The 24,914-nt window shown below is 71.5% G+C and carries 25 protein-coding genes and 1 tRNA gene; 15 read left to right on the forward strand and 11 right to left on the reverse strand.

Going from position 1 to position 24,914, the window contains the following annotated elements; all coding sequences use genetic code 11:
* Positions 1-10: 10 nt before the first annotated feature.
* A complete protein-coding gene (gene murI, locus QNO21_RS07830) occupies positions 11-829 on the reverse strand; it encodes a glutamate racemase (RefSeq protein WP_257519142.1) in 819 nt (272 codons plus the stop codon).
* Between the two features lie 40 nt (positions 830-869).
* On the opposite strand from murI, the gene QNO21_RS07835 reads away from it, so the two are divergent.
* A complete protein-coding gene (locus QNO21_RS07835) occupies positions 870-2,222 on the forward strand; it encodes a nicotinate phosphoribosyltransferase (protein ID WP_257519143.1) in 1,353 nt (450 codons plus the stop codon).
* Between the two features lie 18 nt (positions 2,223-2,240).
* Here the strand turns inward: QNO21_RS07835 and QNO21_RS07840 are convergent, their stop codons facing one another.
* Genes QNO21_RS07840 through QNO21_RS15395 form a run of 3 tightly spaced genes read right to left on the reverse strand, consistent with a single transcriptional unit; the run spans position 2,241 to position 5,414 of the window.
* A complete protein-coding gene (locus QNO21_RS07840; protein ID WP_257513760.1) occupies positions 2,241-2,507 on the reverse strand; it encodes a DUF3039 domain-containing protein in 267 nt (88 codons plus the stop codon).
* Positions 2,508-2,547: 40 nt separating this feature from the next.
* On the reverse strand, positions 2,548-4,110 hold the full coding sequence (locus QNO21_RS07845) for a hypothetical protein (RefSeq protein ID WP_257519144.1): 1,563 nt from the start codon (positions 4,108-4,110) through the stop codon (positions 2,548-2,550).
* Entirely contained in the window at positions 4,086-5,414 is a 1,329-nt protein-coding gene (locus QNO21_RS15395) for an ABC transporter ATP-binding protein (RefSeq protein WP_308211346.1), read from the reverse strand. Before QNO21_RS15395 ends, QNO21_RS07845 begins: the two co-directional genes overlap by 25 nt.
* Positions 5,415-5,744: 330 nt before the next feature.
* On the opposite strand from QNO21_RS15395, the gene QNO21_RS07855 reads away from it, so the two are divergent.
* From QNO21_RS07855 to QNO21_RS07870, 4 genes are all read left to right on the forward strand, one after another.
* The gene (locus QNO21_RS07855) at positions 5,745-6,437 is read left to right on the forward strand and encodes a phosphocholine cytidylyltransferase family protein (RefSeq protein ID WP_257519145.1); all 693 of its coding nucleotides are present in this window, start codon (positions 5,745-5,747) and stop codon (positions 6,435-6,437) included.
* Between the two features lie 47 nt (positions 6,438-6,484).
* Complete coding sequence (locus QNO21_RS07860; protein ID WP_257513764.1) at positions 6,485-7,441, forward strand: hypothetical protein; 957 nt, start codon at positions 6,485-6,487, stop codon at positions 7,439-7,441.
* A gap of 75 nt (positions 7,442-7,516) precedes the next feature.
* Positions 7,517-7,738: an SCO4848 family membrane protein gene (locus QNO21_RS07865; RefSeq protein ID WP_257519146.1), complete on the forward strand. Its 222-nt coding sequence runs from the start codon at positions 7,517-7,519 to the stop codon at positions 7,736-7,738.
* Between the two features lie 73 nt (positions 7,739-7,811).
* Positions 7,812-9,242: a maltokinase N-terminal cap-like domain-containing protein gene (locus QNO21_RS07870; RefSeq protein WP_257519147.1), complete on the forward strand. Its 1,431-nt coding sequence runs from the start codon at positions 7,812-7,814 to the stop codon at positions 9,240-9,242.
* Here the strand turns inward: QNO21_RS07870 and QNO21_RS07875 are convergent.
* Complete coding sequence (locus QNO21_RS07875) at positions 9,209-10,486, reverse strand: CDP-glycerol glycerophosphotransferase family protein (protein ID WP_257519148.1); 1,278 nt, start codon at positions 10,484-10,486, stop codon at positions 9,209-9,211. The two genes, QNO21_RS07870 and QNO21_RS07875, sit on opposite strands and share 34 nt — an antisense overlap.
* Before the next feature lie 40 nt (positions 10,487-10,526).
* On the opposite strand from QNO21_RS07875, the gene QNO21_RS07880 reads away from it, so the two are divergent.
* A complete protein-coding gene (locus tag QNO21_RS07880; protein WP_257519149.1) occupies positions 10,527-11,627 on the forward strand; it encodes a glycosyltransferase family 2 protein in 1,101 nt (366 codons plus the stop codon).
* Positions 11,628-11,648: 21 nt separating this feature from the next.
* On the opposite strand, the gene QNO21_RS07885 is transcribed toward QNO21_RS07880, so the two are convergent.
* Genes QNO21_RS07885 through QNO21_RS07895 form a run of 3 tightly spaced genes read right to left on the reverse strand, consistent with a single transcriptional unit; the run spans position 11,649 to position 15,905 of the window.
* Positions 11,649-13,100, reverse strand: a complete 1,452-nt coding sequence (locus QNO21_RS07885) for a CDP-glycerol glycerophosphotransferase family protein (protein WP_257519150.1) — start codon at positions 13,098-13,100, stop codon at positions 11,649-11,651.
* Positions 13,097-14,365 (reverse strand): CDP-glycerol glycerophosphotransferase family protein, encoded by a 1,269-nt coding sequence (locus QNO21_RS07890; RefSeq protein ID WP_257519151.1) that lies wholly within the window; start codon positions 14,363-14,365, stop codon positions 13,097-13,099. The genes QNO21_RS07885 and QNO21_RS07890 overlap by 4 nt, the downstream gene beginning before the upstream one ends.
* A 49-nt stretch (positions 14,366-14,414) precedes the next feature.
* Entirely contained in the window at positions 14,415-15,905 is a 1,491-nt protein-coding gene (locus tag QNO21_RS07895; RefSeq protein WP_257519152.1) for a S1C family serine protease, read from the reverse strand.
* A 98-nt stretch (positions 15,906-16,003) separates the two neighbouring features.
* Here QNO21_RS07895 and QNO21_RS07900 point away from each other — a divergent pair, with 98 nt between their 5' ends.
* Positions 16,004-17,206, forward strand: a complete 1,203-nt coding sequence (locus QNO21_RS07900) for a pyridoxal phosphate-dependent aminotransferase (RefSeq protein ID WP_257519153.1) — start codon at positions 16,004-16,006, stop codon at positions 17,204-17,206.
* Positions 17,207-17,233: 27 nt separating this feature from the next.
* Here QNO21_RS07900 and QNO21_RS07905 read toward each other — a convergent pair whose 3' ends face one another.
* The gene (locus QNO21_RS07905) at positions 17,234-18,043 is read right to left on the reverse strand and encodes a carbon-nitrogen hydrolase family protein (protein ID WP_257519154.1); all 810 of its coding nucleotides are present in this window, start codon (positions 18,041-18,043) and stop codon (positions 17,234-17,236) included.
* A complete protein-coding gene (locus QNO21_RS07910; protein WP_257519155.1) occupies positions 18,040-18,561 on the reverse strand; it encodes a DUF6328 family protein in 522 nt (173 codons plus the stop codon). Before QNO21_RS07910 ends, QNO21_RS07905 begins: the two co-directional genes overlap by 4 nt.
* 101 nt (positions 18,562-18,662) lie before the next feature.
* On the opposite strand from QNO21_RS07910, the gene QNO21_RS07915 reads away from it, so the two are divergent.
* Positions 18,663-18,739: transfer RNA gene (locus QNO21_RS07915), tRNA-Met, on the forward strand.
* Positions 18,740-18,831: 92 nt separating this feature from the next.
* Here QNO21_RS07915 and QNO21_RS07920 read toward each other — a convergent pair.
* On the reverse strand, positions 18,832-19,323 hold the full coding sequence (locus QNO21_RS07920) for a MarR family winged helix-turn-helix transcriptional regulator (RefSeq protein WP_257515074.1): 492 nt from the start codon (positions 19,321-19,323) through the stop codon (positions 18,832-18,834).
* Between the two features lie 49 nt (positions 19,324-19,372).
* Here QNO21_RS07920 and idi point away from each other — a divergent pair, with 49 nt between their 5' ends.
* Genes idi through QNO21_RS07955 form a run of 7 tightly spaced genes read left to right on the forward strand, consistent with a single transcriptional unit; the run spans position 19,373 to position 24,889 of the window.
* Entirely contained in the window at positions 19,373-19,927 is a 555-nt protein-coding gene (gene idi, locus QNO21_RS07925) for an isopentenyl-diphosphate Delta-isomerase (RefSeq protein WP_257515073.1), read from the forward strand.
* On the forward strand, positions 19,924-20,982 hold the full coding sequence (locus QNO21_RS07930; RefSeq protein WP_257519156.1) for a polyprenyl synthetase family protein: 1,059 nt from the start codon (positions 19,924-19,926) through the stop codon (positions 20,980-20,982). Before idi ends, QNO21_RS07930 begins: the two co-directional genes overlap by 4 nt.
* Positions 20,979-21,842 (forward strand): phytoene/squalene synthase family protein, encoded by an 864-nt coding sequence (locus QNO21_RS07935; protein WP_257519157.1) that lies wholly within the window; start codon positions 20,979-20,981, stop codon positions 21,840-21,842. Before QNO21_RS07930 ends, QNO21_RS07935 begins: the two co-directional genes overlap by 4 nt.
* Positions 21,839-23,398 carry a phytoene desaturase family protein gene (gene crtI, locus QNO21_RS07940; protein ID WP_257519158.1) on the forward strand — a complete coding sequence of 520 codons (1,560 nt, stop codon included), beginning with the start codon at positions 21,839-21,841 and terminating at the stop codon, positions 23,396-23,398. The genes QNO21_RS07935 and crtI overlap by 4 nt, the downstream gene beginning before the upstream one ends.
* The gene (locus QNO21_RS07945; protein WP_257519159.1) at positions 23,398-23,724 is read left to right on the forward strand and encodes a lycopene cyclase domain-containing protein; all 327 of its coding nucleotides are present in this window, start codon (positions 23,398-23,400) and stop codon (positions 23,722-23,724) included. The genes crtI and QNO21_RS07945 overlap by 1 nt, the downstream gene beginning before the upstream one ends.
* The gene (locus tag QNO21_RS07950; RefSeq protein ID WP_257519160.1) at positions 23,721-24,026 is read left to right on the forward strand and encodes a lycopene cyclase domain-containing protein; all 306 of its coding nucleotides are present in this window, start codon (positions 23,721-23,723) and stop codon (positions 24,024-24,026) included. Before QNO21_RS07945 ends, QNO21_RS07950 begins: the two co-directional genes overlap by 4 nt.
* Positions 24,023-24,889, forward strand: coding sequence for a prenyltransferase (locus QNO21_RS07955; protein ID WP_257519161.1), 867 nt, complete (start codon positions 24,023-24,025; stop codon positions 24,887-24,889). Before QNO21_RS07950 ends, QNO21_RS07955 begins: the two co-directional genes overlap by 4 nt.
* Positions 24,890-24,914: the final 25 nt, after the last annotated feature.

Here is a 24,914-nt window from a genome sequence, read left to right on the forward strand (position 1 = left end):
CTCCGGGTGTTCAGCGGGGCAGGTCGATCGCGCCGGTCTGCACGAGGCGCACGGTGCTGATCTCGCGCCCCATCAGTCGGTGGGCGAGGTGGAGGAAGTCATCGGCCGAGGTGCCGGTGGCCTGATAGTCGTGGCGGGCGGCCGCGCCGGGACCGGCGAGCAGGTCCCGCGAGACGAGCTGACGGTACACGTCCTTGGCGGTCTCGGTGTCGCTGGACACCAGCGACACGTCGGGACCCATCACGTAGCTGATCGCACCCTCGAGGAACGGGTAGTGCGTGCAGCCGAGCACGAGCGTGTCGACGTCGGCATGGCGAAGCGGGGCCAGGTACTCCTCCGCCACGGTGAGCACCTCGGGCGAGTCGGTGACCCCGGCCTCGACGAACTCCACGAAGCGCGGGCACGCCTGTGCCGAGACGGTGAGCTTCTCGTTGACCTCGAGCATGTCCTGGTAGGCGCGGGATCCGATGGTCCCCTCGGTGCCGATCACGCCGACGCGTCCGTTGCGGGTCGTCGACATCGCGGTGCGCACCGCCGGGCCGATCACTTCGACCACCGGCACGTCATAGCGTTCCCGGGCGTCGCGCAGCATCGCGGATGAGGCGGTGTTGCACGCGATCACCAGCATCTTCACCCCCTCGTCGACCAGGGTGTCCAGCACCTCGAGCGAGTAGCGGCGTACGTCGGCGATGGGCTTCGGACCATACGGCGAGTGTGCGGTGTCGCCCAGGTACAGGATCGACTCGCGGGGAAGCAGCGCCGATACGGCGCGGGCCACCGTGAGCCCGCCGACGCCGGAGTCGAAGATTCCGATGGGGGCGTCGTTCACCTTCCCAGCCTACGCGAGCGCCATCGATAGGCTGGCCCGCATGACCGCAGCGCCCGAACGCCCCGCCCGCGGGGCGAGCACCGCCCTGTTCACCGACCGGTACGAGCTGACCATGCTCGACGCGGCGCTGCACGACGGCTCCGCGCAGCGCCGCTGCGTGTTCGAGCTGTTCGGCAGACGACTGCCGGGAGCCCGCCGCTTCGGCGTCGTCGCAGGAACGGGCCGGCTGCTGCAGCACCTGGAGAACTTCCACTTCGGCGACGACGAGCTGCGGTACCTGCGCGACAACCGGGTGGTGGATGCCGAGACCATCGCGTTCCTCGAGGGCTACCGGTTCACCGGCACCATCACCGGGTACCGCGAAGGCGAGCTGTACTTCCCCGGCTCCCCCGTGCTGACGGTCGAGGGCACCTTCGCCGAGGCCGTGGTGCTGGAGACCCTCGCCCTGAGCGTGCTCAACCACGACTCCGCCGTCGCGAACGCCGCCGCCCGCATGAGCATCGCCGCCGGCGACCGGCCCCTCGCCGAGATGGGCTCCCGCCGCGCCGACGAGCACTCCGCCGTCGCCGCCGCCCGCGCGGCGTACATCGTCGGGTTCGATGCCACCAGCAACCTCGAGGCCGGGCGCACGTGGGGCATCCCCACGATGGGGACGGCCGCGCACGCGTGGACGCTGCTGCACGACACCGAAGAAGAGGCGTTCCGCGCCCAGATCGCCGCGCTCGGCGTGGACACGACCCTGCTCGTGGACACGTACGACCTCCGCCAGGGCGTCGAGACGGCCATCCGGGTCGCCGGCACCGGGCTCGGCGGCGTGCGCATCGACTCCGGCGACCTGCCGACGGTCGCCGCCGAGGTGCGTCGCCAACTCGACGAACTCGGGGCGACGGGAACCAAGATCACGGTGACCAGCGACCTGGACGAGTTCGCGATCGCCGCTCTCGCGGCATCCCCGGTCGATGCCTACGGAGTGGGCACCTCGGTCGTCACCGGGTCGGGCGCTCCGACGGCGGGGATGGTCTACAAGCTCGTCGCCCGTCAGGACGGCGCGGGATCCTGGGTCTCGGTGCAGAAGACGTCCACCGACAAGACCTCGAAGGGCGGACGCAAGGCGGCTTTCCGCACACTGGACCAGGGCGTCGCCACGAGCGAGCTGATCGCCGTGGCCGACGGGTTCGAGTCCGTGCCGACCGCCGCCGACCACCCCGAGGCGCGGGCGCTGCACGTGACCCTCGTCGACGAGGGTGTCACCGATGCCGCCCACCTCGGCAGCGAGGGCGTCGCGGCCGCGCGCGCGCACCACCTGCGGGTGCGCGAGGAGCTGCCGGTGCGCGCACTGGCCCTCAGCCGCTCCGAGCCCGCACTGCCCACCCGCTTCGTCGACGTGGGCTGAGCGGCCCGCGCCGGCGGGTCAGGTGTTCAGCGACTCGTAGATCTCTTTGCACGCGGGGCAGACGGGGAACTTCTCCGGGTCGCGACCGGGCGTCCACTTCTTGCCGCACAGCGCCCGCACCGGCTTGCCGGTGATGGCGGATTCGAGGATCTTGTCCTTTTTGACGTAGTGCGAAAACCGCTCATGGTCACCCGGCTCGATGTTCTCCTCGCGGATGAGCTCCTCGAGCTCACGGTCGAGGGTCGCGAGACCCCCCTGGTCGGGGCTGTCGATCGGCGTGCTCATGGTGAGTCATTCTAGTCGCGGCACCCACGGCGATGGCCCGTCATGTCGCTTCGGCGAACTCCATGATCCGACCGCTGGCCCGTCCGAACACCCGGCCGCCGATGAGCACCCCGCCAACGAGCACCACGATGCCCGCGACGACCCCGGCCCACAATGCCAGCCAGGTGTCCCCCGGATCGGAGGTCAGCGCGAGCCAGCCCCACCACAGCGCCGGCACGGCGGCCGCCAGCGCGCCGAGCAGCACCAGGGCCTGCGCCGCCGTGCCGCCGGTGCGCTGCGGCTGCTGGAACGGGCTGTCACCGGGGCGCGTCACCGGGTACGGCGACAGTGCGGAGGCGATGCTCGACAGCCCCAGGCCCGACAAGAACAGCGCGGCACACACGCCGATGAGTGCGGGCATCGTGTTCCAGTCGCCGTGCACCCAGATCGCCAGAGGCACCGTCACCGCCAGCAGTGGCACACCGAACAGCAGCACGGGGACCAGGCGGCCGACCCGGTCCGCGACGCCGTCGACAGCGCCCGCGATGTGCATCCAGATCGCCGTGGAGTCGTAGGCGAGGTCGTTGTGCGGCAGCCACCCGAGGAAGAGGGCCATGAGCGGCACCGGGACCAGGGCGATGACGGATGCCGGCACGCCGACGACCATCAGCGGCACGATCGTGAGCGCTGCGGCCACCGGTATGACCGCGATGTTCACCAGATACCGCCGGTCGCGCATCCAGTACACGAGGCTGCGGGCGGCGATCGCGCCGGCCGGCGTGCCGGGGGTGAGTGTGAACCAGCCGAGACCCCCGCGCTCGCGCACTGCAACGGGGCGGGGGGTGGTGGTCAGCGTGTGGCGCACCAGCAGCACCCAGACGCCCGCGAGTACGAGGAGCGTCACGACGGTCACCGCCAGCGACGCCCAGACCCCGCCGGGGTCGACGGCGGCGACGCCCGCGGTGGCGAGGGCAGCGCCGAGGGGCGTCAGCGCGAGGACGTCGGCGACATCGGCGAGCTGGGCCGGAACGCGTCCGCGCCACTCGAGCGAGGCCAGGTAGACGCCCACCGGGACGACGACGACCAGCAGGACCAACAGGAAGAGGCCCGCCAGCTCGCGGCTCCGTCGCTCGTTGAGCGCGATGGCCGCCACGGCGAAGCCGACGCGTGCCAGCAGGACGCAGGTCGCGAGGCCGAGGCCGACCGACAGCAGCGCCACCGCCCACGGGGCGCCGTGCGCCGTCCAGACGACGACCAGGCAGGCCGCCATGGGAATCAGTGCGAGCACGGGCAGGCTCAGGAATCCGGCGACCGACAGCATGCCGGCAAGCCGCGCGGGGGTGACTGGGAGCATGGCGAACCGACGCGGGTCGAGGGGGTCCTCGATACCGGTGACCAGCGGCGCGACGGCGAAGGCCAGCGTCACGGCCGACCCACCGAGCACGGTGATCGTCAGCACGACCCTGTCGGGGGCGTCGGCGAGGCTCAGCAGGGCCCAGCACGCCACCGCCACGGCGCCGACGACGACGGCCAGGCCCGCGACGGTGCGCGCGACGTCCGCGGGCTTACCGCGCAGCGCCGCCGTCAGCAGCGCCAGCCTCAGCCGGAGAACGTGTGCAGCCACTCGAGGCCCTCCACGTCGCCCAGGCCGCCGGCGAGTTCGACGAAGCGCTGCTCGAGGGTGAGCTCGCCCCGGACCTCGGCGACCGTGCCCTCGGCCAGCACCTGCCCGGAGACGATGACGGCCACCCGCGAGCAGACGCGCTCGACGAGCTCCATCCCGTGGCTCGACAGGATCACCGTGCCGCCGTGTTCGACGTATGCCGCCAGGATGTCGAGGATGACCGCACTCGACACCGGATCCACCGCCTCGAACGGCTCATCGAGCACCAGCACGCGCGGCGAGTGGATCATGGCCCCCGCGAGCATGATCTTCTTCGTCATGCCGCCGGAGTAATCCGACACCGGACGTGAAAGCGCGTCGGTGAGGTCGAACGCCCGCGCAAGGTCGGCGGCGCGGCTGTCCGCGACGGGCGCGGGGAGCCCCCGCAGCAGCCCGTAGTAGTGCAGCAGCTGCCGGCCGGTGAGACGGTCGAACGTGCGCAGCCGGTCGGGCAGCACGCCCATCAGCCGCTTGGCGGCGACGGGGTCTGCGCCCGCATCGATGTCATTGATGCGGATGCTGCCCCGGTCGGGGCGCAGCAGGCCGGCGATCATGGACAGCGTCGTGGTCTTGCCGGCACCGTTGGGGCCGACGAGTCCGTAGAACGATCCGGCGGGGACGGTCAGGTCGATCCCGTCGACGGCCGCGGTGCCGCCGAAGATCTTCGTCACCCCGCGCAGCTGCAGCGCGGGCCGCGCAGCCTCCTCGTCCGTGAGCACCTGCTCGTCGAGCGTCGAAACGACGACCGCCACCGCGTCGTGCGACTCGGAGTCAGCGGCCGTGCCTCGTGCACCGGATGCCGAGGGCTGCGGAGCGGGTGAGGGAGCGGGCTCAGGGAGCGGTTCCGGCTCAGGATCCGGGAGTGGCTCTGGTTCAGGGAGTCGCTGCGGCAGCGGTTCGGGGTCCCGAAGCGGCTCCGTGGTCGGCTCGGGCTCCGGCAGCGGCTCGGGCAGCGGTGCGGGCTCAGGCAGCGGTGCGGGCTCAGGCAGCGGTGCGGGGACGGGCGCCGGCAGCGTCGCGCCTGCGGGCACGAGCTCGGGCGACTCCGCAAGGCGCGCTGCGACAGCGGCGGCCGGGTCGGATGGTTTCGGCGGCAGCGTGGGCTGGGCGGCGGCCCGGGCGGCGGGCAGCGGCGGGAGCGGGGGTCGCGCGCCGGCTTGAGCGGCGGGCAGCGGCGGACGCGGGGGTGTCGCGGCGGCCTGCGCGGCGGGCAGCGGAGGGAGCGGGGGCAGCGCGACCGGCGGCGCCGCTGGCACGGCGTCCACGGGGCGGGGACCCTTGCCCGGGCGCGGTTTCCGGGGCTTCGCCTCCGGCTTGGGCCGCGCGCGCTGCACACCGGACTGCTCCGGCACATCGTCCGGAGCAGAGTCGTGGGGGAAGGGCAGCGACGCTGTCACCCGTCAACGGTATCAAGCACATCCGCGAGGACGAGTGCCTACCGCGTGCAGCGTCATATTGTGGACCTTTTGTCACGAAACGACAACGGACCGGCCGCTTTCTGTGCCTTCACAGGTGCCCTCGCTACGATAGGCAGGCACAAAGGGGTGTCCTTTCGGTGAACCGACCGTGAACACAGACTTCAGGAGCAAAACCCCGTGACTCTTCAGACCGTCATCCTCGCAGCAGGGATGGGCTCACGCCTCGGCCGCAGCCTGCCCAAGCCGCTCACCGAGCTCAGCGACGGCCGCAGCATCATGCAGCAGCAGCACGACAACATCCGTGCCGCCTTCGGCAAGACCGCGCGCATCACCACGGTCGTCGGCTACCGCGCCGAGACGATCGTGGAGGCCTTCCCCGACGCCGACTACGTCTACAACGACCGGTACGACCAGACCAACACCTCGAAGTCCCTGCTGCGCGCCCTCGCCGCCACCGGCAAGAGCGGGGTGCTGTGGATGAACGGCGACGTCGTCTTCGACCCGCGGGTGCTGGGCCGCGCGATCGCCCTCATCGAGGCCGAGCGCTCGTTCGTGACCGTCAACACCGCGAAGGTCAGCGACGAAGAGGTCAAGTACACCGTCGACGCCGCCGGGTACATCGCCGAGCTGTCCAAGACCGTCTCGGGCGGCATCGGCGAGGCCGTGGGCATCAACTACATCTCTGCAGCGGACAAGCGGGCGTTCATGCGCCAGCTGTCCCGTGTGGATGACCAGGACTACTTCGAGCGCGGCCTCGAGCTTGCGATCGTCGAGGACGGCGTGCGCCTGCAGCCGCTGGACATCTCCGACCTCTACGCCGTCGAAGTTGACTTCGCCGAAGACCTCGAGCGGGCGAACCTCTACGTCTGAGCCGCGCCCCAGGGCACGCCCAGCGTGGCCTGAATAGGATCGGCGCCATGGCCGACAAGGTGCACCGCATCCACACGCTCCCCGACGACGCTCCGTGGACCGGCGGCCTGCCGCCGGCGGGCTCCGCCGAGCACCCGCTCGTCGTGCGAATGCTCGACCGGGCCATGGCGATCCAGCGACCGGCGGTGGTGGCGCACCTGCGCAGCATCCGGCTGCGCCATCCGGATGCCACCACGAGCGAGATCGCGCGCATGCTCGAACGCCGCTACCTCGCTGCAGTGACGGGCAGCGGCGCGGCCGTCGGCGCCACGGCCGTCGTCCCCGGCATCGGCACCGCTGTCACCCTCACGCTCAGCGGGGTGGAGACGGCGGGCTTCCTCGAGGCGACGGCGCTGTTCGCACAGTCGATGGCGGAGCTGCACGGCATCCCCGTCGACAACCCCGATCGGGCACGCGCCCTCGTGCTGACCCTCATGATGGGCAAGGAGGGCGTGGACCTCGTCTCCCAGCTCGCCGGTCAGGTCGCGGGCAAGGGCGTGCCGCGTGACAAGTACTGGGGTGAGCTCGTCACCAAGACACTCCCCCGCGCTGCCGTCGGGCCGCTGGTCGACCGGCTGAAGAGCTCGTTCGTCCGCCAGTTCGCGGCCAAGGGTGGCGCCTCGATACTCGGCAAGGCGCTGCCCTTCGGCGTCGGCGCCGCCGTGGGCGGGGCCGGCAACAACATCCTCGGCCGGCGGGTGCTCGTGAACGCCCGCCGCGGGTTCGGGCCGCCGCCACTGGAGTACCCGCACGAGCTCGAGCCGAAAGAGGGGGCCGACCGGATCGAGCGCACCGCGGCGCGCGGGGTCCGTCGCGCCGGCACCGCCATCGCCTCCGCCGGCATGGGCGCCGCGCATGGCGTGCAGCGCGCGGCGAAGCGCGTGGGCGGCGCCGTGAGGCCGCGACGGCACAAGAGCATCGAGCCCACCGGCGCGGAGACCGACGGCGAACGCGACGCGGAGTGACGCCGACCGCCGGCTGAGGGCCGGCGCGGTCGGCCGCGCGGCGTCGTCACAGGAGCCGACGGCTAGGCTCGTTCGGTGGCATCCCTCCTCATCGCACTGCTCCTGGCCAACGCCGTCTTCAACGTCGTGGTCTGGCCCGCGTTCTTCCGGCGGGTGGCGAAGGATCCGCGTGCGAAGGACGCCGCGGGCAAGCGCACCAGGTTCTTCACCGTGCATGCCGTGCTGATCGGCCTCGCCCTCGCGCTGGCCGTCGTGTCGGCGGTCGTCGCGGTCGTCGCCGCGATCCAGGGCGTCTGAGCCACAACCCGCACCCTCCCCTCGCCCGGGCCATGCCTCGACAGTGCGCGGCGTCGGCAATACGCTCACGGGCATGGACAGTACGCTGGCGTGTCTGGTTCGTTGGATGCCACGGCAACGCTGGTATGCGGCGAAGGGGCGCAGGCCCCATCTGCGTTACGTCGCGTCGTGGGATGTACCGACGTCGGAGTCGGGAGTGCGCGTGCGCACGGTGCTGGTGACCGACGACGGAACGCTGCCCGCAGTGACCTACCAGGTGCCGCTGGTCGCCCGGGCGACGGCGTCGGTGCCGTCGGCGCTCGGTCCGCACGTCATCGGTCACCCTGACCCCGGCACCACACTCATCGACGGACCGCACGATCCCGCCTATGCCACGGCGCTGCTGGCACTCGTGACGTCGGGCGGTGTGGCACATGGCCGACACACGACCGCGACCGGGCACACCGTCTCATCCGCGCACGCCACCGCGGCCGCCGACGCGCACACGTCGAGCGTGCTCACCGGCGAACAGTCCAACACCTCCATTCGCTACGGGTTCGACGGCGACGCCTCGCCGGTCATCTGCAAGCTGTACCGGCAGGTGCACCACGGTCGGAATCCCGACATCGAGTTGAACGTAGCGCTCAGCGAGGCGCGTTCGCCTCACGTCCCGCGCGCTGTCGGCTGGGTCGAGGGCGACTGGCCCGACCCGACGCCGTCAGACCCTGCCGGCACCGGCTCCCTGGCGTTCGCACAGCAGTACTTCCCCGACGTCGAAGACGCCTGGCGGGTGGCCCTGCGTGCCGCGGCGGGGGGCGACGACTTCGGCGGAGCCGCGTTCGATCTGGGCGCCGCCACCGCGGATGTGCACCGCTCGCTCGCCCACGTGTTCCCGGTGCGGGAGGCCGCTCCCATCGATCGCGCGGCGCTGCGCGAAGCGTGGCAGCGGCGGCTCTCCACCGCCGTGGCCGAGGTCGGGCCCCTCGGCCAGGCGCGACGGGCCATCGAAGCCGTCTACGACCGCGCACTCGACGTCGACTGGCCCGCCTTGCAGCGCATCCATGGCGACTACCATCTCGGTCAGGTGATCCTCGTGCCCGGCCGAGGCTGGGTCCTCTTGGATTTCGAGGGCGAGCCGCTGCGGCCGATGCCCGAGCGGGTGCGGCCCGACCTCGCCCTGCGGGACGTCGCGGGCATGCTCCGATCCTTCGATTACGTCGCCGGTTCGGTGCGTCTCGATCACCCCGACCGAGCGAACGCCGTGCGGGAGTGGGCCGCGATCGCGCGACGCAGCTTCCTCTCGGGCTACGCCGACCGTGCCGGCACCCGCACGACGCTCGCCGGTCCGCTGCTGGACGCCCTTGAACTCGACAAGGCCGTGTACGAGGCGATCTATGAGTCCCGCTCACGCCCCGCGTGGATCGTGATCCCGCTGCGGGCGATCGAGCGCCTCATCGCCGACGCGACGCCTGACCTGCCGCCGGAGGGCGCTCAGTCGGCGTCGTCGAGCTCCGCGTCGTCCTGATCGTCGTCGACCGGATCACCGGCCGTCAGGCTCTGCCAGCGATCCCACTCCTGCATCAGCTGCTCGATGGCGGCATGGAAACGCGCGGTCGCAGCACCCGGCGACGTGTCGCCGAAGTAGTGGCGGACCCATTCCTTCAAGCGCGCCGCAGCCTCGACGTCCGACAGCACGCGCTCGGCCTCTGACAGGATCTGTCCGGCGTGCGCGGCATCCAGCCATTCGCAGGCCGACAGATAGCCGTGCGCGTCGATGCTCGCGCGCGGATCGGCGGGACGCGTCACCATGAGCGGACGGTCGGCAGCGAGCCGGTCGTAGACCATCGCGGAGATGTCGACGACCGCGACGTCGGCGGCCGACAGCTGCCAGCCGAGATCCGGTCCGTCGTCGAAGACGTGCTGCGCGGTGGGATCGGCGGCGTTCGCCGCCGCGATGGCGGCGATGATGCGCGCGTTCGCCTGGCCGTACGCGTCGTCCACGACACCCGAGCGGGGATGGGGCCGGTAGATCAGGCGGTGGTCGGGGCTCGCGAGCACGGCCTGCGTGAGCGCCTCACCGTGCGTGGCGATCGAGCCGTAGTGTGCCGACGGGCGGTCCCCCTCCCACGTGGGGGCGTACAGGATCACCGTTCGCTGGTCTGGCGTGTACGGAAGGGCACCGGAGTAGTGGTCGGCCTGCGGCCGACCGATCTCGATGGTCCGCCGCTCGAGGTCGTAATCCCACAGCACCCGCGCAAGGCGCTCGCGCGCGGCGTCGCCGGCAACCAGGGCGTAGTCGTACGCCTTGAACTGGTTGGTCGTCATGTACATCTTGTCGGACTCGCCGTGGTTGATGAACACGTGCCAGCGGCGTCCGTACCGGAACATCTGGAAGTTGCGCGTGTTCTGGTTGACGTAGAGCACCACTCGGATGTCCTGCGCGGCGATGAAGCGCTCGAGGTCGCGCACGGTGGGCACGAACGCCAGCGGCAGGGCGCCGTCGGCTGCGAGTTCCCGCGCGCCCGTCGCGGAGCGGCTGAGCACCACGACCGGCCAGCGCTGCGCCAGCTGCGCGAGCGGCTTGTACCACTGCCGCATCTGATACATGTTCACGGCGCCGTCGGCGAAGTAGACCGCGACCTTGAAGTGCATCGGCGGCACCGGCCCGCGTGTGGCGAGTTCGCGGCGCACCTCACGCACCGCCGCGCGGTTGTCGAGCGCCTTTCGCAGCAGCCTGGCAGCCTTACGTCCATCGGTTACGACACCCACCCCTTCAGCCTACCCAGGGCGCGCATGACATGATCGACGGATGCACGACGCCGCCTCCCGCACGACCAAGGACGCGCCCGTCGTGGCAGCCGATGCCGGAGTCACCTTCGTCATGCCGGTGCTCAACGAGCGGGCGTACCTGGAGCGGGCGGTGCGCACCGTGCTCGAGCAGGACCTCACCGGTCGCCCCGTCGAGCTGGTGCTGGCCCTCGGGCCCTCGAGCGACGGCACGACCGAGCTCGCGCGAAGGCTGGCCGCGGCGGACCCCCGGATCGTCCTGGTCGACAACCCCGCCGCCGACATCCCGGTGGGGCTGAACCTCGCCATCCGGGCCGGCCGGTACCCCACCATCGTGCGCGTCGACGCTCACTCCGAGCTCACCGGGGATTACACCCGCCGTGCCCTCGAGACTCTCGAGCGGGTGCGCGCCGCGAACGTCGGCGGCATCATGCGCGCCGACGGCCGTACCCCCTTCCAGCGGGCGGTCGCACGCGCGTACAACTCCCCCATCGGCCTGGGCGGCGGCGCGTACCACAGCGGCGGAACCGAGGGACCGGCGGAGTCGGCCTACCTGGGGGTCATGCGGCGGGCGGTCCTCGAAGAAGTGGGCATGTTCGACGAATCCGTGAGGCGGGGCGAGGACTGGGAGCTGAACCTGCGCATCCGACGCGCGGGCTACCGCGTGTGGTTCGACCCAGAGCTCGCCGTGACCTATTGGCCGCGCGAGAGCTGGACGCGACTGGTCCGCCAGTTCTTCGCGACCGGAAAGTGGCGCGGTGAGCTGGTGCGCCGGTACGGCCGACGCAATTCGCTCCGCTACTTCGCCCCGCCCGGGCTCGTCGTGCTGGTGGTGCTGGCGCTGCTGCTCGCGGTGCTGCAGGCGACCGGTGTGGTCACCGGCTGGGCGTCTCTCGCGGCGTCGGTGCTCTACCTGCCGATCATCGCGTACGCGATACTCGTCGTCGGCGTCGCCGCCGGTCGCGGTGGCGGCAAAGGGTGGCGAGACAAGCTGTGGACGCTCGCCGTGCTCCCGACGATGCACCTGTCGTGGGGCACCGGCTTCATCGGGGGCGTGCTGCGCGGCGCCCACGACACCGTCGACACCTCCCGGCTGGGCACCCGCAACACCCCCCTCCCCTGAGCCCTCCCAGGGTCCGAGCGGTCAGCGGTCGACGAACCCCTGGTCGAGGATGCGGGCGACCACGCGTTCGGCAGCATGTCCGTCGTCGCGCGCGTTGAACCGCCGTCGCCACGCCGAATACGCCGCGGCGTACTGCGCGGGCACGCCGTCGTCGGCCAGCGCCGCGATGAGGTCGTCCGCCGAGCGCACCACCGGGCCGGGTGCGTGAGACGCGAGGTCGAAGTAGAACCCCCGCAGCTCGCCCCTGTAGTGCTCGAGATCCGGAACCAGGAAGTACATGGGCTTTCCGGTGACGCTGAAGTCGAACATGACCGAGGAGTAGTCGGTGATGAGCGCGTCGGCGGCCAGCAGCAGCCGCGCAGTGTCAGGGAACGCCGTCACGTCGATCACGCGCGGCCCTGTCGCATCCCGTCCCGGCAGCAGTGTGCGCGAGTGTCCCCGCACGAGCACGACGGCATCGGATGCGGCGGCGAGCTCGACGGGATCCACGAAGTCCACCATCTGCTCGCGGTCATCGCGCCACGTCGGTGCGTACAGCAGCACGCGTTCGTCGTCTCGGATCCCGAGCTGGCGGCGGGTCGCAGCGCCGTCGCCCGAGACGAGGACGTCGTTGCGGGGGTAACCCTCGACCCACACCGGCCGCGAGAGGAAGGCATAGGCCTTCTTCATGATGCGAGCGGCGTACGGGTTCTGTGCGAGCAGCACATCCCACCGTCGCGCCTCCCGGACGACCGCGATCATGCGGCGGGCGTCGAACCCCGGTCGATGCAGGGCGAGGCGCTTCAAAGGCGTCCCGTGCCAGGTCTGCAGCACCCGCTGGCCGCGGCGGCGCTCGAAGCGCCGGCGCAGCCAGTCGTTGACCACCAGCAGGCGGGACGCCCCTCGGGCGCGCCACCACTGCGGGGTGCCCTCGACGACCGCGACGGCGCCTTCTGGGACGGCCACCGAGAGATCCACGACACTCCAGTACCGCACCACGCCAGGCGCCACACGTGCCAGCTCCCGGTCGATCGCCAGCGGGTTGCAGCTGGCGTTGCGCCCGTAGAAGCTCTCGAAGAACACGGCGTTCTCGAGCTCGCCGCGCCCGGTGACGTACCGGCGCTCCAGGGCCGCCTGCCCGTCGCCGGAGTCGTAGGCCGGGTCCACCGGCGGTCCGACCCGCAGCACGGCGCCGTCGAGCTGGGCACGGAGGGTCCCGAGCATGCTGAGCGGCACCGAGACCTCGGCATCCATCGGCTCCCCGTCGGCGCCGACGACCGTCACGTCGTATCGGCCGGTCGGCAACGGCAGCTCTGGCCCGCCCCACCGCGACGCGCGCAGCGGGAACACCGCACGCCATGTGGCGCCGCGACCCGAAAGGCGCGCCGTGACCCGCGCGCGCGGCCCGACGAGCTCGGCGCGCTGGGGGCGCGGTCCCGTGCCGCTCAGCTCGAGTGTGGCACCGTCCTCGGCGATGAGGCGTGCTCGGATCATGCCGGTCCCTTCGATCGTGTGGCGAGGCCTGCCCGGATCGCACGGTACACCCGCGCGGTGTTGTGTCCGTCTCGGTACGCGTGCATCCGCTCGCTCAGACGGCGCGATCGGCTCACGCACTCCTCGCGGGCCGCGGGGTCTGCCAGCACGACGTCGAGCCTGGCGCAGACGCCGTCCCAGTCCGTCGCGTGGTCGGCGCCCGCGACGTCGGCATAGGTGCCGTAGAAGCCGCGCCGGGCGGCGTACGCGTCGAGATCGGGCGCGAGGAAGAGCACGGGCAGGGGAACGAGTCCCGCGTCGTAAGCGAGCGAGGAGTAGTCGGTGATGAGCACGTCGACGCCAGGCAGGGCCGGTGTGACGTCGGCGAGGACGTCACTTCCCATGAGACGCACGCGGTCGACGCCCGAGGGCGGTGCGTAGCGGCCGGCGCCGAGGTGATGCGGACGCACGAGCAGCGTCGCATCGTGCCGCTCGAGCACCTGCTGGATGCGACGCCATTGCGCGGCGTCCGGGATCGAGGGATCCACATCGCCGTCACGCCAGGTCGGGGCGTAGAGCACCCAGCGGGTGCCGGGCGACGCGGATGCCGGTGCACCCACTGCCCCGGCGATGATCGCGCGCGCCGCCTCACGACGGGAGGCGGGGGTGCCGATCGAAAGCACGTCGACGCGGGGTTCGCCGGTGACGACCACCTGGCCGTCGTAGAGTCCGAACGCCGACTCGAGACGTCCGCGCACGAGATCGGAGGCGGCAGGGAGCACCGCGATGGCCGCCGCGGTGCGGCGGTACATGATGCGCAGGAACGCCCTCACCGCCCGCGAGCGGGGAAGAAAGCCGCTGCGGAGTGTCTCGGGCGAGTCCAGTCCGATGCGTTTGAGCGGGATGCCGTGCCACAGCTGCACCACGAACGCGCCCGAGACGGCGTAGCGGTTGGCGTCGCCCAAACCGTGCGTCACGACGACGACACGGGCCCGGGCCGTCTGCCACAGTCCTCGGACCGAGCCGCGGGGCACCGAGCGGATGCCGCGCTCACGCGCCTCACGCGCCTCGGCGGCGGTGCCGGTGAGCCACGTGGCATCCACGCCGTGCCGATCGACGGCTTCTCGCCACAGCGCCCAGCCGCCGTCGGCCAGACCCGCGGCGGAACCGAACACCCAGGTGTCGCGCGCGCGGGGCACGAGAAGCGTGAAGAGGCGACCGGCCGCGTAGAGCGGGATGCGGGCCAGCTTGCCGGCGTTGCCCGCGCCGAACGAGAAGGACGCCACCCCGCGAGCCTATCGCGGGGTGGCGTCCTGGCCGGTCAGCGGACGCTCGTCAGTCGACGAGCTCGCCGAGGGTCACGTCGGCGGTGCGGGTCTCGCCGTCACGCAGGTACGTCAGGCTCACCGTGCTGCCGCCCGCCACAGCCCGCACCTGCGCGGTCAGGTCCGTCGCGTCCGTGATGGGCAGACCATCGAACCCGGTGACGATGTCGCCCGAGCGCAGCCCGGCCTCGGCGGCCGCGCCGCCGGGGGTGACCTCGTCGATGTAGGCGCCGGTCGTGGTCGCGCCCTCGATGCTCGCGGCCGGGGCGACCATCGCGCCGAGCAGGCCGTGGGTGGCTGCGCCGTCGTCGATGATCTCGCTCGTGATGCGCTCGACGATGTCGGAGGGGATCGCGAAGCCCACGCCGATCGACCCGGACTCACCGGACGAGCCGGCCGTGGCGATGGCGACGTTGATGCCGATCAGCTTGCCCTCCGAATCCACCAGAGCACCGCCGGAGTTGCCCGGGTTGATCGCGGCGTCGGTCTGCAGAACCGCGATCGAGATCGTCGACGAGGTCTGCTGGGGCTGACCCTGGCCGAAGTCGAAGTAGAACGGCCCCTGGTCCTGCTCCTCGGGCGCCTGCTCGGTGCCGTCACCGGGCGTCTCGGGGGCGGCGGACGAAGCGATCGAGATCGACCGGTTCAGCGCGCTGACGATGCCCGTGGTGACCGTGTTCGCCAGGCCCAGCGGAGCACCCACCGCGACGGCTTCGTCGCCCACGTTCAGGTCGGCGGAGTCGGCGAACTCGATCGGGGTGAGGCCCGAGGCGTCCTGGAGCTTGATGACGGCCAGGTCGTACATCGGGTCGAGGCCCACGATCTCGGCGTCGTAGACACGCCCGTCGGCGGTGGTCACCGTGAGGGCGGCGTCGGAGGTGGCGCCGTCGAGGGTCACCACGTGCGTGTTGGTGACGACGTAGCCGTCCTCGCTGAGGATGACGCCCGACCCGGTGCCGCCGGTGGAGCCGCCATCGGCGGAGATCGTCACGACGCTCGGCACCACCTTGGCGGCGATGGCCGTGGTCTGGTTGACGCTGTCGGTGTCGTTGACGGTCACCGAAGCGGGGCCGGTCGCCGTCACGGGCTGGGAGGCGCTCCAGATGTTGACGCCGGCGTACGCGCCGCCGATCCCCGCGGTGCCGCCGACGAGGGCGGCGGCGAGCATCAGTGCGGCCACCTTGCCTGCGCCGATTCCGGACTTGGTCGAGGCGGTCGGCTCGGCACCGGACACCGACGTCGATGACGGCGCGGCCGGGGCAGACGTGGCGCCGGCGGGCTGGTGCGGCGCGCCGTAGCCGGATGCCGCAGCGCCGTACGCCGGCCCCGCGCCGTAGGACGGCGCACCGGGGTACGGCGGCGCCGCCGGCGAGGGGCGCTGGCCGGGGGCGGGGTGCTGCTGGGCAGCGTGGGCGGCGGGCTGCTGGGGCACGGGGGGAACAATGGCCGGCTCGGTGCCGGCGGGGGTCTCAGTGGGGCGGATGCCCTCGGTGTCGCTCATGGAAAACTCCTTCTGACGGGCTCTTCCAGAGTGCGGCCCGTTGCTGTGTTTTTCTTATGCCCTGAGTGGGATCACCCTATGCGTGTAGCGTGGGCGAGGTGCGAGAGATTCCCGGCGCCTGGCGCCGCACGGCCCGTGGTGCGGGTCTCCTGGCAGCGGACGGGACATCCGTTCCGACCATTTTCGCCGAGATGAGCGCCCTGGCAACCCAGACCGGTGCGGTGAACCTCGGGCAGGGCTTCCCCGACGAGGACGGCCCGGCCGAAGTGCTCGAGGCCGCACGGGACGCGATCGCCCACGGCGTCAACCAGTACCCGCCCGGTCGCGGCATGCCGGATCTTCTCGAAGCCATCGCCGAGCACCAGCACCGCTTCTACGGTTTGCAACTGGATCCCCACCGGCACATCCTGGTCACCGCCGGCGCGACGGAGGCGCTCGCGGCGACGCTCCTCGCGCTCGTGGACGGTCCCGATGACGAAGTGGTCGTGTTCGAGCCGTACTACGACAGCTACGCGGCCTGCATCGCGCTGGCCGGCGCGCGGCTCGTGCCGGTGCCGCTGCGGTGGCCGGACTTTCAGCCGGACATCGAGGATCTGCGGCGGGCGGTCACCGACCGCACCCGGGTGATCCTCGTCAACGACCCCCACAATCCGACCGGCGCAGTCTTCGAGCGCGACGCCCTCGAAGAGATCGTGCGCCTGGCCGACCGGCACGACGCCGTCATCGTCACCGACGAGGTCTACGAGCACCTCGTCTTCGACGCGCAGCACGTGCCCATCGCGACGCTCCCGGGCGCCTGGGAGCGCACTCTCACCGTCTCGTCCGCGGGCAAGACCTTCGCCACGACCGGATGGAAGATCGGCTGGGTGTCCGGCCCCACCGACCTCATCCAGGCGGTGCTGGCGGTCAAGCAGTTCCTCACGTACGTCAACGGTGCGCCCTTCCAGCCCGCGATCGCCACCGGCCTACGACTGCCCGACTCGTTCTTCGCCGAACTGACCGCCACACTCCGGGACAAGCGGGACCTTCTCGGGCGGGGACTGCGGGGAGCGGGGTTCGATGTCTCCACACCGCGCGGCTCGTACTTCACCGTCGCCGACGCCGCACCCCTCGGTGCGACGGATGCCGCGCAGTTCTGCCGCGAGCTGCCGGCCCGGGCCGGGGTCGTCGCCATTCCCCTCACGGCGTTCGTCACCACCGAGCACCGCGGCGACTACGCCACGCTCCTGCGGTTCGCCGCCTGCAAGCGCACGGATGTGCTCGAAGACGCCGTCGCCCGGCTCGCGGTGCTGAACGCCTGAGCCCGGCGCGCGCCGCCGCCCTGACGATCAGCGGCGCGGCTGCACCGTGAAGCGCCGCAGCGCGAGCGCCGGATTCACCCGGCGCACCCGTGCCACGGCGTCGACGTCGAGGTGCGCGACGGCGACGTCGGTGGCCGTTCCCACCGCGGCGACCTGCACGCCCTGCGGATCGACGATGAGGGAATGCCCCACGCCCAGCGGCGGCGGATGGTCGGCAGCGGCGACGAAGAGCGTGTTCTCGATCGCCCGCGCTGTCAGCAGGGTGCGCCAGTGATGCTCCTTGAGCGCACCGCGCACCCATTCGGCGGCGACCAGGATCACGTCCGCTCCGGCATCCGCCAGCACCCGCCCGACTTCCGGGAACCGCAGGTCGTAGCAGGTCATGAGCGCGAACCTCAGGCCGCCGACGTCGAAGGTCTCCGGCTCGACCACCTCCCCCGGCTCGACCCAGTCCGACTCCCGCTGGCCGAACGCGTCGTACAGGTGCAGCTTGCGGTAGCGGGCCCGCAGCCCGCGCGCGTCCACGGCGACGGCGGTGTTGTGCACCCGCCGGCCGTCGGTGCCGCGCTCGACCAGACCCGCCACGACGTGCACGTCGTAGCGGGCCGCGATCGCGGTCAGGGCCTGCACGAACGGGCCGTCGACGTCTTGGGCGTTGCGCGCAAGGGACTCGTCGAAGGGGTCGACGAAGTAGCTCGAGTACTCGGGGAAGAGCACGACCTGCGCCCCCCGCCCCTGCGCACGGCGGACGAAGTCCTCGATCTGCGCGAGGTTCGCCTCGGTGTCTGCCGTCGGGCCGAACTGCGCGACGGCGACGCCGACTGTGTCTGCACTCACCTGCTGGCTCCTTCCCGGCGCACCCGCACCACAAGCGGAACGGCGACCCACAGGACAATGATCACGCCGCCGAGGACGGCGCCTGCGATCCATGATGCCGTGCCGCCGAGCACGACGTCGAACACGAACGTCACAACGCCCACAAGCAGCAGCGACACCGTCAGCAGCGAGGTGAGCAGTGCGATGTGTCCGTACGCGACGACCGTGCGCTTGGCGCGATGCTGAAAGAGGAAGCGATGCAGAGCGACCGGCGCCAGCGCCACGATCGCGCTCAGGGCCGACACGGCGATGAGCACGAGGTAGAACCCACGCTGCCCGCCGCTGAGGTCTGCGAAGGCCGGCTGAAACGCCAGCGCGAGGAGGAACCCGGTGATGATCTGCGACCCCGTCTGCAGCACCCGGAGTTCCTGCAGCACTTCGTTCCAGTTGCGATCGGCACGCTCGGCGGGCGATTCATCACGTCCGTCCGGGACGGGTCGCGGCGCGTCGGGTGGGCGGGGATCGGTCGGGCCGGACATGCGTTCATCCTGGCGAGGCGGCCGAACCGGGGCAACCGGACGGGTGCAGGGCACGCGATGGCATCGACCACTCCGAGAGCGTGTTAGGCTATTAAACGTGCCGCGGGGTGGAGCAGTTCGGTAGCTCGCTGGGCTCATAACCCAGAGGTCGTAGGTTCAAATCCTGCCCCCGCAACCAAGAGAAGAAGGCCCTCGCGAAAGCGGGGGCCTTCTTCGTTGCCCGCCGCGCGACACCCGCCGGCCCCTGGCCCGCTCGCGCCCGGCCGAGGATCAGTCCGGGTCGAGCACCTCGGAGATGCCGTCGAGAAAGCGCACGACCGCCGCCAGCTGATCGTCGTCGAACTGGTCGGCCACCGCCCGCAGGGCGCGCATGCGGCCCCCGAAATGACGGTGGAAGTCGTCGCGGGTGCGTTGTGTCAACGCCACGATGAGCGCCCGCCGGTCGGAAGGGTGCCTACGACGTTCGATGTGACCGGACTCGCTGAGCCGATCGAGCAGCTTCGTCGTCGAAGCCGTCGAGATGCGCAGGTGCCGCGAGACGTCATGAGGGCTGACCGCCTGCCCACGCTGCTCGCGCATGACCAGCATGCGCAGCGCCGCCACGTCCGTGGCGTTCATGTCCATCTCGTCCTTCATCCCGCTGGCCATGCGGTCGACGGCGTCGCTGAACGTCCGCACGGCCTCGAGTGCCGAGCGCACCGCCCGGTCGTGATCCGTGGGTTCCCGGTGCTCCGCCATCGTGTGGACACCCCCGCTCGCCATCGGTATCATCGTGCCAGATCGCTAGATAAACTAGCAACCAGGAGTACTAATGAGCGAAGAAGAGCTGGTCGTCCTCCTCGACGACGACGGACGAGAAATCGGCACCGCCCCGAAGTCGAGCGTGCACGGCACTGATACAGCCCTGCACCTGGCGTTCTCCTGCCATGTCCTCAACGACGCGGGCCAGGTCCTGGTCACGCGTCGGGCACTGGACAAGCTCACCTGGCCCGGAGTGTGGAGCAACTCCTTCTGCGGTCATCCCCGTCCCGCTGAGCCTGTGCTGGCAGCCGTACGGCGGCGCGCCGAGTACGAGATCGGCCTGACGATCACCGACATCGAGCTCTCGCTCCCCCTGTTCCGCTACCGCGCAGTGGATGCCAGCGGCATCGTCGAGCACGAGATCTGCCCCGTGTACACCGCCCGCGCGTCCGGGGAGCCGGTGCTCAACCCGCTCGAGGTCGCCGAGGCTCGATGGGTCGCGCCCGAGGACCTCGCCCGCGCCCTGGGTGCGACTCCCTGGGCCTTCAGCCCGTGGCTGGTGCTGCAGGCCGAGCAGATGCGCGTGTTCGACTCCCTCTCGCCCGCCGGGCGCGGTGCGACATGATCGCCGTCTCGACTGAGGATCGCGCCGCCATCGACGGCGCGATCGCGGCCGCCTTCGACCGCCTCGACGCCCGCCTCGCGGCCCTGTCCGGCGACATGCGCCCGCTCGGCGGCGCCATGCGACGTGCGGCCGCGGGCGGCAAGCGGTTCCGCCCCGCGCTGGTCGTGGCGTCCCACCGCGCCTGTGGCGGCGACGCGCTCGACGACGCGGTGTACGAGGTCGCCGCGGCCTTCGAGCTGCTCCACACCGCCTTCGTGATCCACGACGACGTCATCGACCGCGACACCGAGCGGCGCGGCGAGCCCAACGTCGCGGGCGAGTTCGCCGGACGGGCCCGTGATCAGGGGGTCCCCGACGCCGACGCCGCTCAGCTGGGCGAGGCGGCGGCCATTCTCGCCGGAGACGTGCTGCTGCACGAGGCGACCCGCATGATCGCCCTCGTCGACGTCGCCCCCGCCACGCGCGTGGGTCTGCTGGACCTGCTCAACGAAGCCGTGCTCATCTCGGCCGCCGGTGAGCTCTCCGACGTCGCCAACGCCGTCCGCCGGGATTGCCCCGACACGTCGGAACTGCTCGTGGCCACCCATGACAAGACGGCGGTCTACTCCTTCGCCGCTCCCCTGCGCGCCGGCGCCCTTTTGGCGTCGGCGCCGGCCGCCACCGAGGCGGCGCTGGGACGTGCGGGGGGCCTTGCCGGGCTCGCGTTCCAGCTGGTGGACGACCTCATCGGAGCGTTCGCGCCCGCCGCCCGCGCCGGTCGCACCGAAGGCGCCGACCTGCGCGAGGCCAAGCGCACACCGCTGGTGTCCCTCGCCCGCGAGAGCCCGGTGTGGTCGCAGGTCGACGACGCGATCGCCCTGGCGTGGACGGGCCCCGTGGCCGTCCGAGAGGCGCAGCGGGTGCTCGATGCCAGCGGCGCGCGCGAGCGCCTGGTGCTGCTGGTGCAGAACACGCTGGCCGACGCGCGCGTCGCAGCCGCCGACGACGCCCTGCCCGCTCGTGCGACGGTGCTGCTCGCGCAGGTGTGCGATGCGATCGGAGCACGTATTCCGTGAGTACGGGACTGGATCTCTACAACCGCGCGGCGCAGGAAGCGGCGGCAACGGTCATCGGGGCGTATTCGACGTCGTTCGCCCTGGCCTGTCGCCTGCTGGGACCCCGGGTTCGGCCGCACGTGCGCAACGTCTACGCACTCGTGCGCATCGCAGACGAGATCGTCGACGGCCCCGCCGCCGAGGCCGGGCTCGCCCCCGAGACGCTGCGGCGGGTGCTCGACGAGCTCGAGGCTGAGACGCTGACCGCCGTCACGCGCGGGTTCTCGGCCAACCTCGTCGTGCACGCCTTCTGCCGCACCGCGCGCGAGACCGGCATCGGTGCCGAACTCATCCGCCCCTTCTTCGCCTCGATGCGCACCGACCTCGAGGTGACCTCGCATGACGCCGGCAGCCATGACGCGTACGTCTACGGGTCGGCCGAGGTGGTGGGGCTCATGTGCCTGCAGGTGTTCGTCAACGCCGGCGGAGCCGCCGCCACCCTTCCGGAGCCGGCGCTCGTCGACGGGGCCCGCAGGCTCGGCGCCGCCTTCCAGGACGTCAACTTCCTGCGCGACCTCTCCCACGACGCCGAAGCGCTCGGGCGGGATTACCTGGGGCTCCGAGAGGGCGGCCCGGCCCGTATCGAGGTGCTGGACCGCATCGACGCCGACCTCGCCGCGGCGGCGGCGGTGGTGCCGCAGCTGCCGGCGGACTGCCGGCGCGCCGTCACAGCGGCCCACGATCTGTTCGCCAGCCTCGCCCACCGCCTGCGTGCCGAGGACCCTCGGACGGGCGTGCGGGTGCGAGTCCCCGACCCGGTGAAGGCTACGCTCGCAGCACGGGCGATGCTGGGCTTCGCCCCGAAGGGAGCACGCACATGACGCGCACGGTCGTCATCGGCGGCGGCATCGCCGGGCTCGCCACGGCCGCTCTTCTCGGTGACGAGGGGCACGACGTCACCCTGGTCGAGGGTCGCGATGAGCTCGGGGGGCGCGCCGGGTCGTGGGAGAGCGACGGCTTCCGGTTCGACACCGGTCCCAGCTGGTACCTCATGCCCGAAGTGTTCGACCACTTCTTCGCCCTGCTCGGCACGAGCGCCGCCGCCGAACTCGACCTCGTTCCGCTGCGGCCCGCGTACCGCGTCTACGGCGAGCCCGACCCCGGCACGACGTCCGAGCCGCTCGACATCGTCTCGGGCCGCGCCGAGGCCGTCGCGCTGTTCGAGGGGCGCGAGCCCGGCGCCGGCGCCCGCCTGACCGAGTACCTCGATTCGGCCGGCGATGCCTACGACCTCGCCGTCACCCGCTTCCTCTACGACACGTACGAATCGACCGCGGGGCTGCGCGACCCGGCGCTGCTGCGGCGACTGCCGCAGCTGGCGCCGTTGCTGACCCGGCGGCTTTCGACACTCGTCGAAAGCCGGTTCGCCGACCCGCTGCTGCGGCAGGTGCTCGGCTACCCCGCCGTCTTCCTGGGCGGGTCGCCCTTCGGCGTGCCGAGCCTCTACCACCTGATGAGTCACCTCGACCTGGACGAGGGCGTGCTCTACCCCCGGGGCGGGTTCACGACGGTCATCGCCGCGATCGAACGCCTCGCGCGCGCCCGCGGCGTGCAGATCCGCACGGGCACGCCGGTCACCGGCATCCGCACGTCCGGACGCGACGCCACCGGCGTCGATCTCGCCGACGGCACGCGCATCGACGCCGACGTCGTCGTCTCAACGGCCGACCTGCATCACACCGAGACGGTGCTGCTGCCCGAGCATCAGCGCGAGCGACCCGAGAAGTGGTGGCGGTCGCGCACCCCGAGTCCCGGGGCGCTGCTGCTCATGCTCGGCGTCGAGGGCGAGCTCCCCCAGCTCGCCCATCACACCCTGCTTTTCGCGCGCGACTGGCGGGAGAACTTCTCCGACATCTTCGGTCGCCACACCCGCATCCCCGAGCCCGCGTCGCTGTACGTCTGCCGCCCGAGCGCGACCGACGACTCCGTCGCGCCCGCCGGCAGCGAGAACCTCTTCGTGCTCGTCCCGATCCCGGCCGACCCCTCTCTCGGACGCGGCGGCATCGACGGTGACGGCGACGCTCTCATCGAGCGGGCGGCGGATGCCACCATCGCGCAGATCTCGCAGTGGTGCGGCATCCCGGATCTCGCCGAGCGGGTCACGGTGCGCCGCACCGTCGCCCCGGGCGATTTCGCCGCCGACCTCAACTCGTGGCGCGGCAACTCGCTCGGGCTCGCGCACACTCTCGGCCAGAGCGCGATGTTCCGCCCGGGCAACGCGTCGAAGAAGGTGCGCAATCTCTACTACGCCGGCACCTCGGCACTGCCGGGCATCGGACTGCCGATGTGCCTCATCTCTGCGGAGCTCGTGCTCAAGCGTCTGCGCGGCGACCACTCCGCCGGGCCCCTCCCCGTCCCCGCCGCCGCGGACGCGTGATGCCGGGGCTGTACCTGCTGGCGATCCTGCTGTCCGCCGCCGGCATCGCGACCCTCGACGCGCGCTTCCGACTGGCCTGGTGGCACGCCCGCGGGCGCACCGCTGCGGTCGTGCTGATCGGCACGGCCTTCTTTCTGGCGTGGGATGCCGCCGGCATAGCGGCCGGTGTGTTCGTCAAGGGCGAGAGCCCCCTGCTGCTCGGCATCGACCTGGCGCCGCACCTCCCCGTGGAAGAGCCGGTGTTCCTGGCGTTCCTGTGCTACCTCGCCCTCGTCGCCTTCCGCGGCGCCGAGCGGCTGCGCGAGCGCCGGGAGGACGCCGCGTGACCTACGCCTGGATCATCGTCCCGTTCGCCCTGATCACCTTCGTCACGACCCTCGCCAGCGCCGTCCGGCCGCGGTTCGCCCGCCGCATGGGAGCCTCCGCGGTGGCCGCGGTCGTCCTCGTCGTCCTCACCGCCGTCTTCGACAACGTCATGATCGCGGCAGACCTCTTCACCTACCCGGAGCACAACATCAGCGGCATCCGCATCGGCCTCGCGCCCATCGAAGACTTCTCCTATCCGCTGTGCGCCGCCTTCCTGGTGCCGGCGGTCTGGACCCTGCTGACACCGCGGAGCCGCACGTGAACCCCGCGACACAGCTGCTGGTGTCCTCGCGGCCGGTGAGCTGGATCAACACCGCCTACCCGTTCGCTGCGGCCTACCTGCTCACCACCCGCGAGATCGACACCGTGCTGATCGTGGGCACGCTCTTCTTCCTCGTGCCGTACAACCTGGCGATGTACGGCATCAACGACGTGTTCGACTACGAATCGGACCTGCGCAACCCCCGCAAGGGCGGCGTGCACGGGGCCGTGCTCGACCGGAGCCTGCACGCGCCGACCCTGTGGGCGGCGGCCCTGTCGTGCCTTCCCTTCGTCGTCTATCTCGTCGTCGTGGGTTCGCCCGCGTCGTGGGCCGTGCTGGCGGCGAGCCTCTTCTTCGTCGTGTTCTACAGCGCCCCGCCGCTGCGGCTGAAGGAGCGCCCGTTCGCCGACTCGGTCACGAGCTCGATCCACTTCTTCTCCCCCGCCGTCTACGCCCTCGTGCTCGCCGGCGCCGTGTGGACGTGGCAGCTCGTGCTGATCGTCGTCGCCTTCGCGCTGTGGGGGGTGGCCTCCCACGCCTTCGGCGCCGTGCAGGACGTCGTCGCCGACCGCGAGGCAGGCATCTCGTCCCTGGCGACCGCGCGCGGCGCCCGCTGGACGGTGCGCTTCGCGCTGGCCTGCTATGCCGCCGCCGGCGTCGTCATGCTCTTCACCGCGTGGCCCGGGCCCCTCGCTGCGCTGCTGGTGATCCCCTACCTCGCCACCCTGTGGCCGCACCGGTCGATCACCGACGAGACCGCAGAGGATGCCACGCGGGGCTGGCGCCGCTTTCTCTGGCTCAACCAGTTCGCCGGGTTCGGCGTGACCCTGCTGCTGATCTGGTGGGTGCTGCTGCACCCCTAGACCGATCCCGCCCGGGTAAGAGGAA

The sequence above is a fragment of the Microbacterium sp. zg-Y818 genome, assembly GCF_030246905.1.
Lineage (GTDB): Bacteria > Actinomycetota > Actinomycetes > Actinomycetales > Microbacteriaceae > Microbacterium.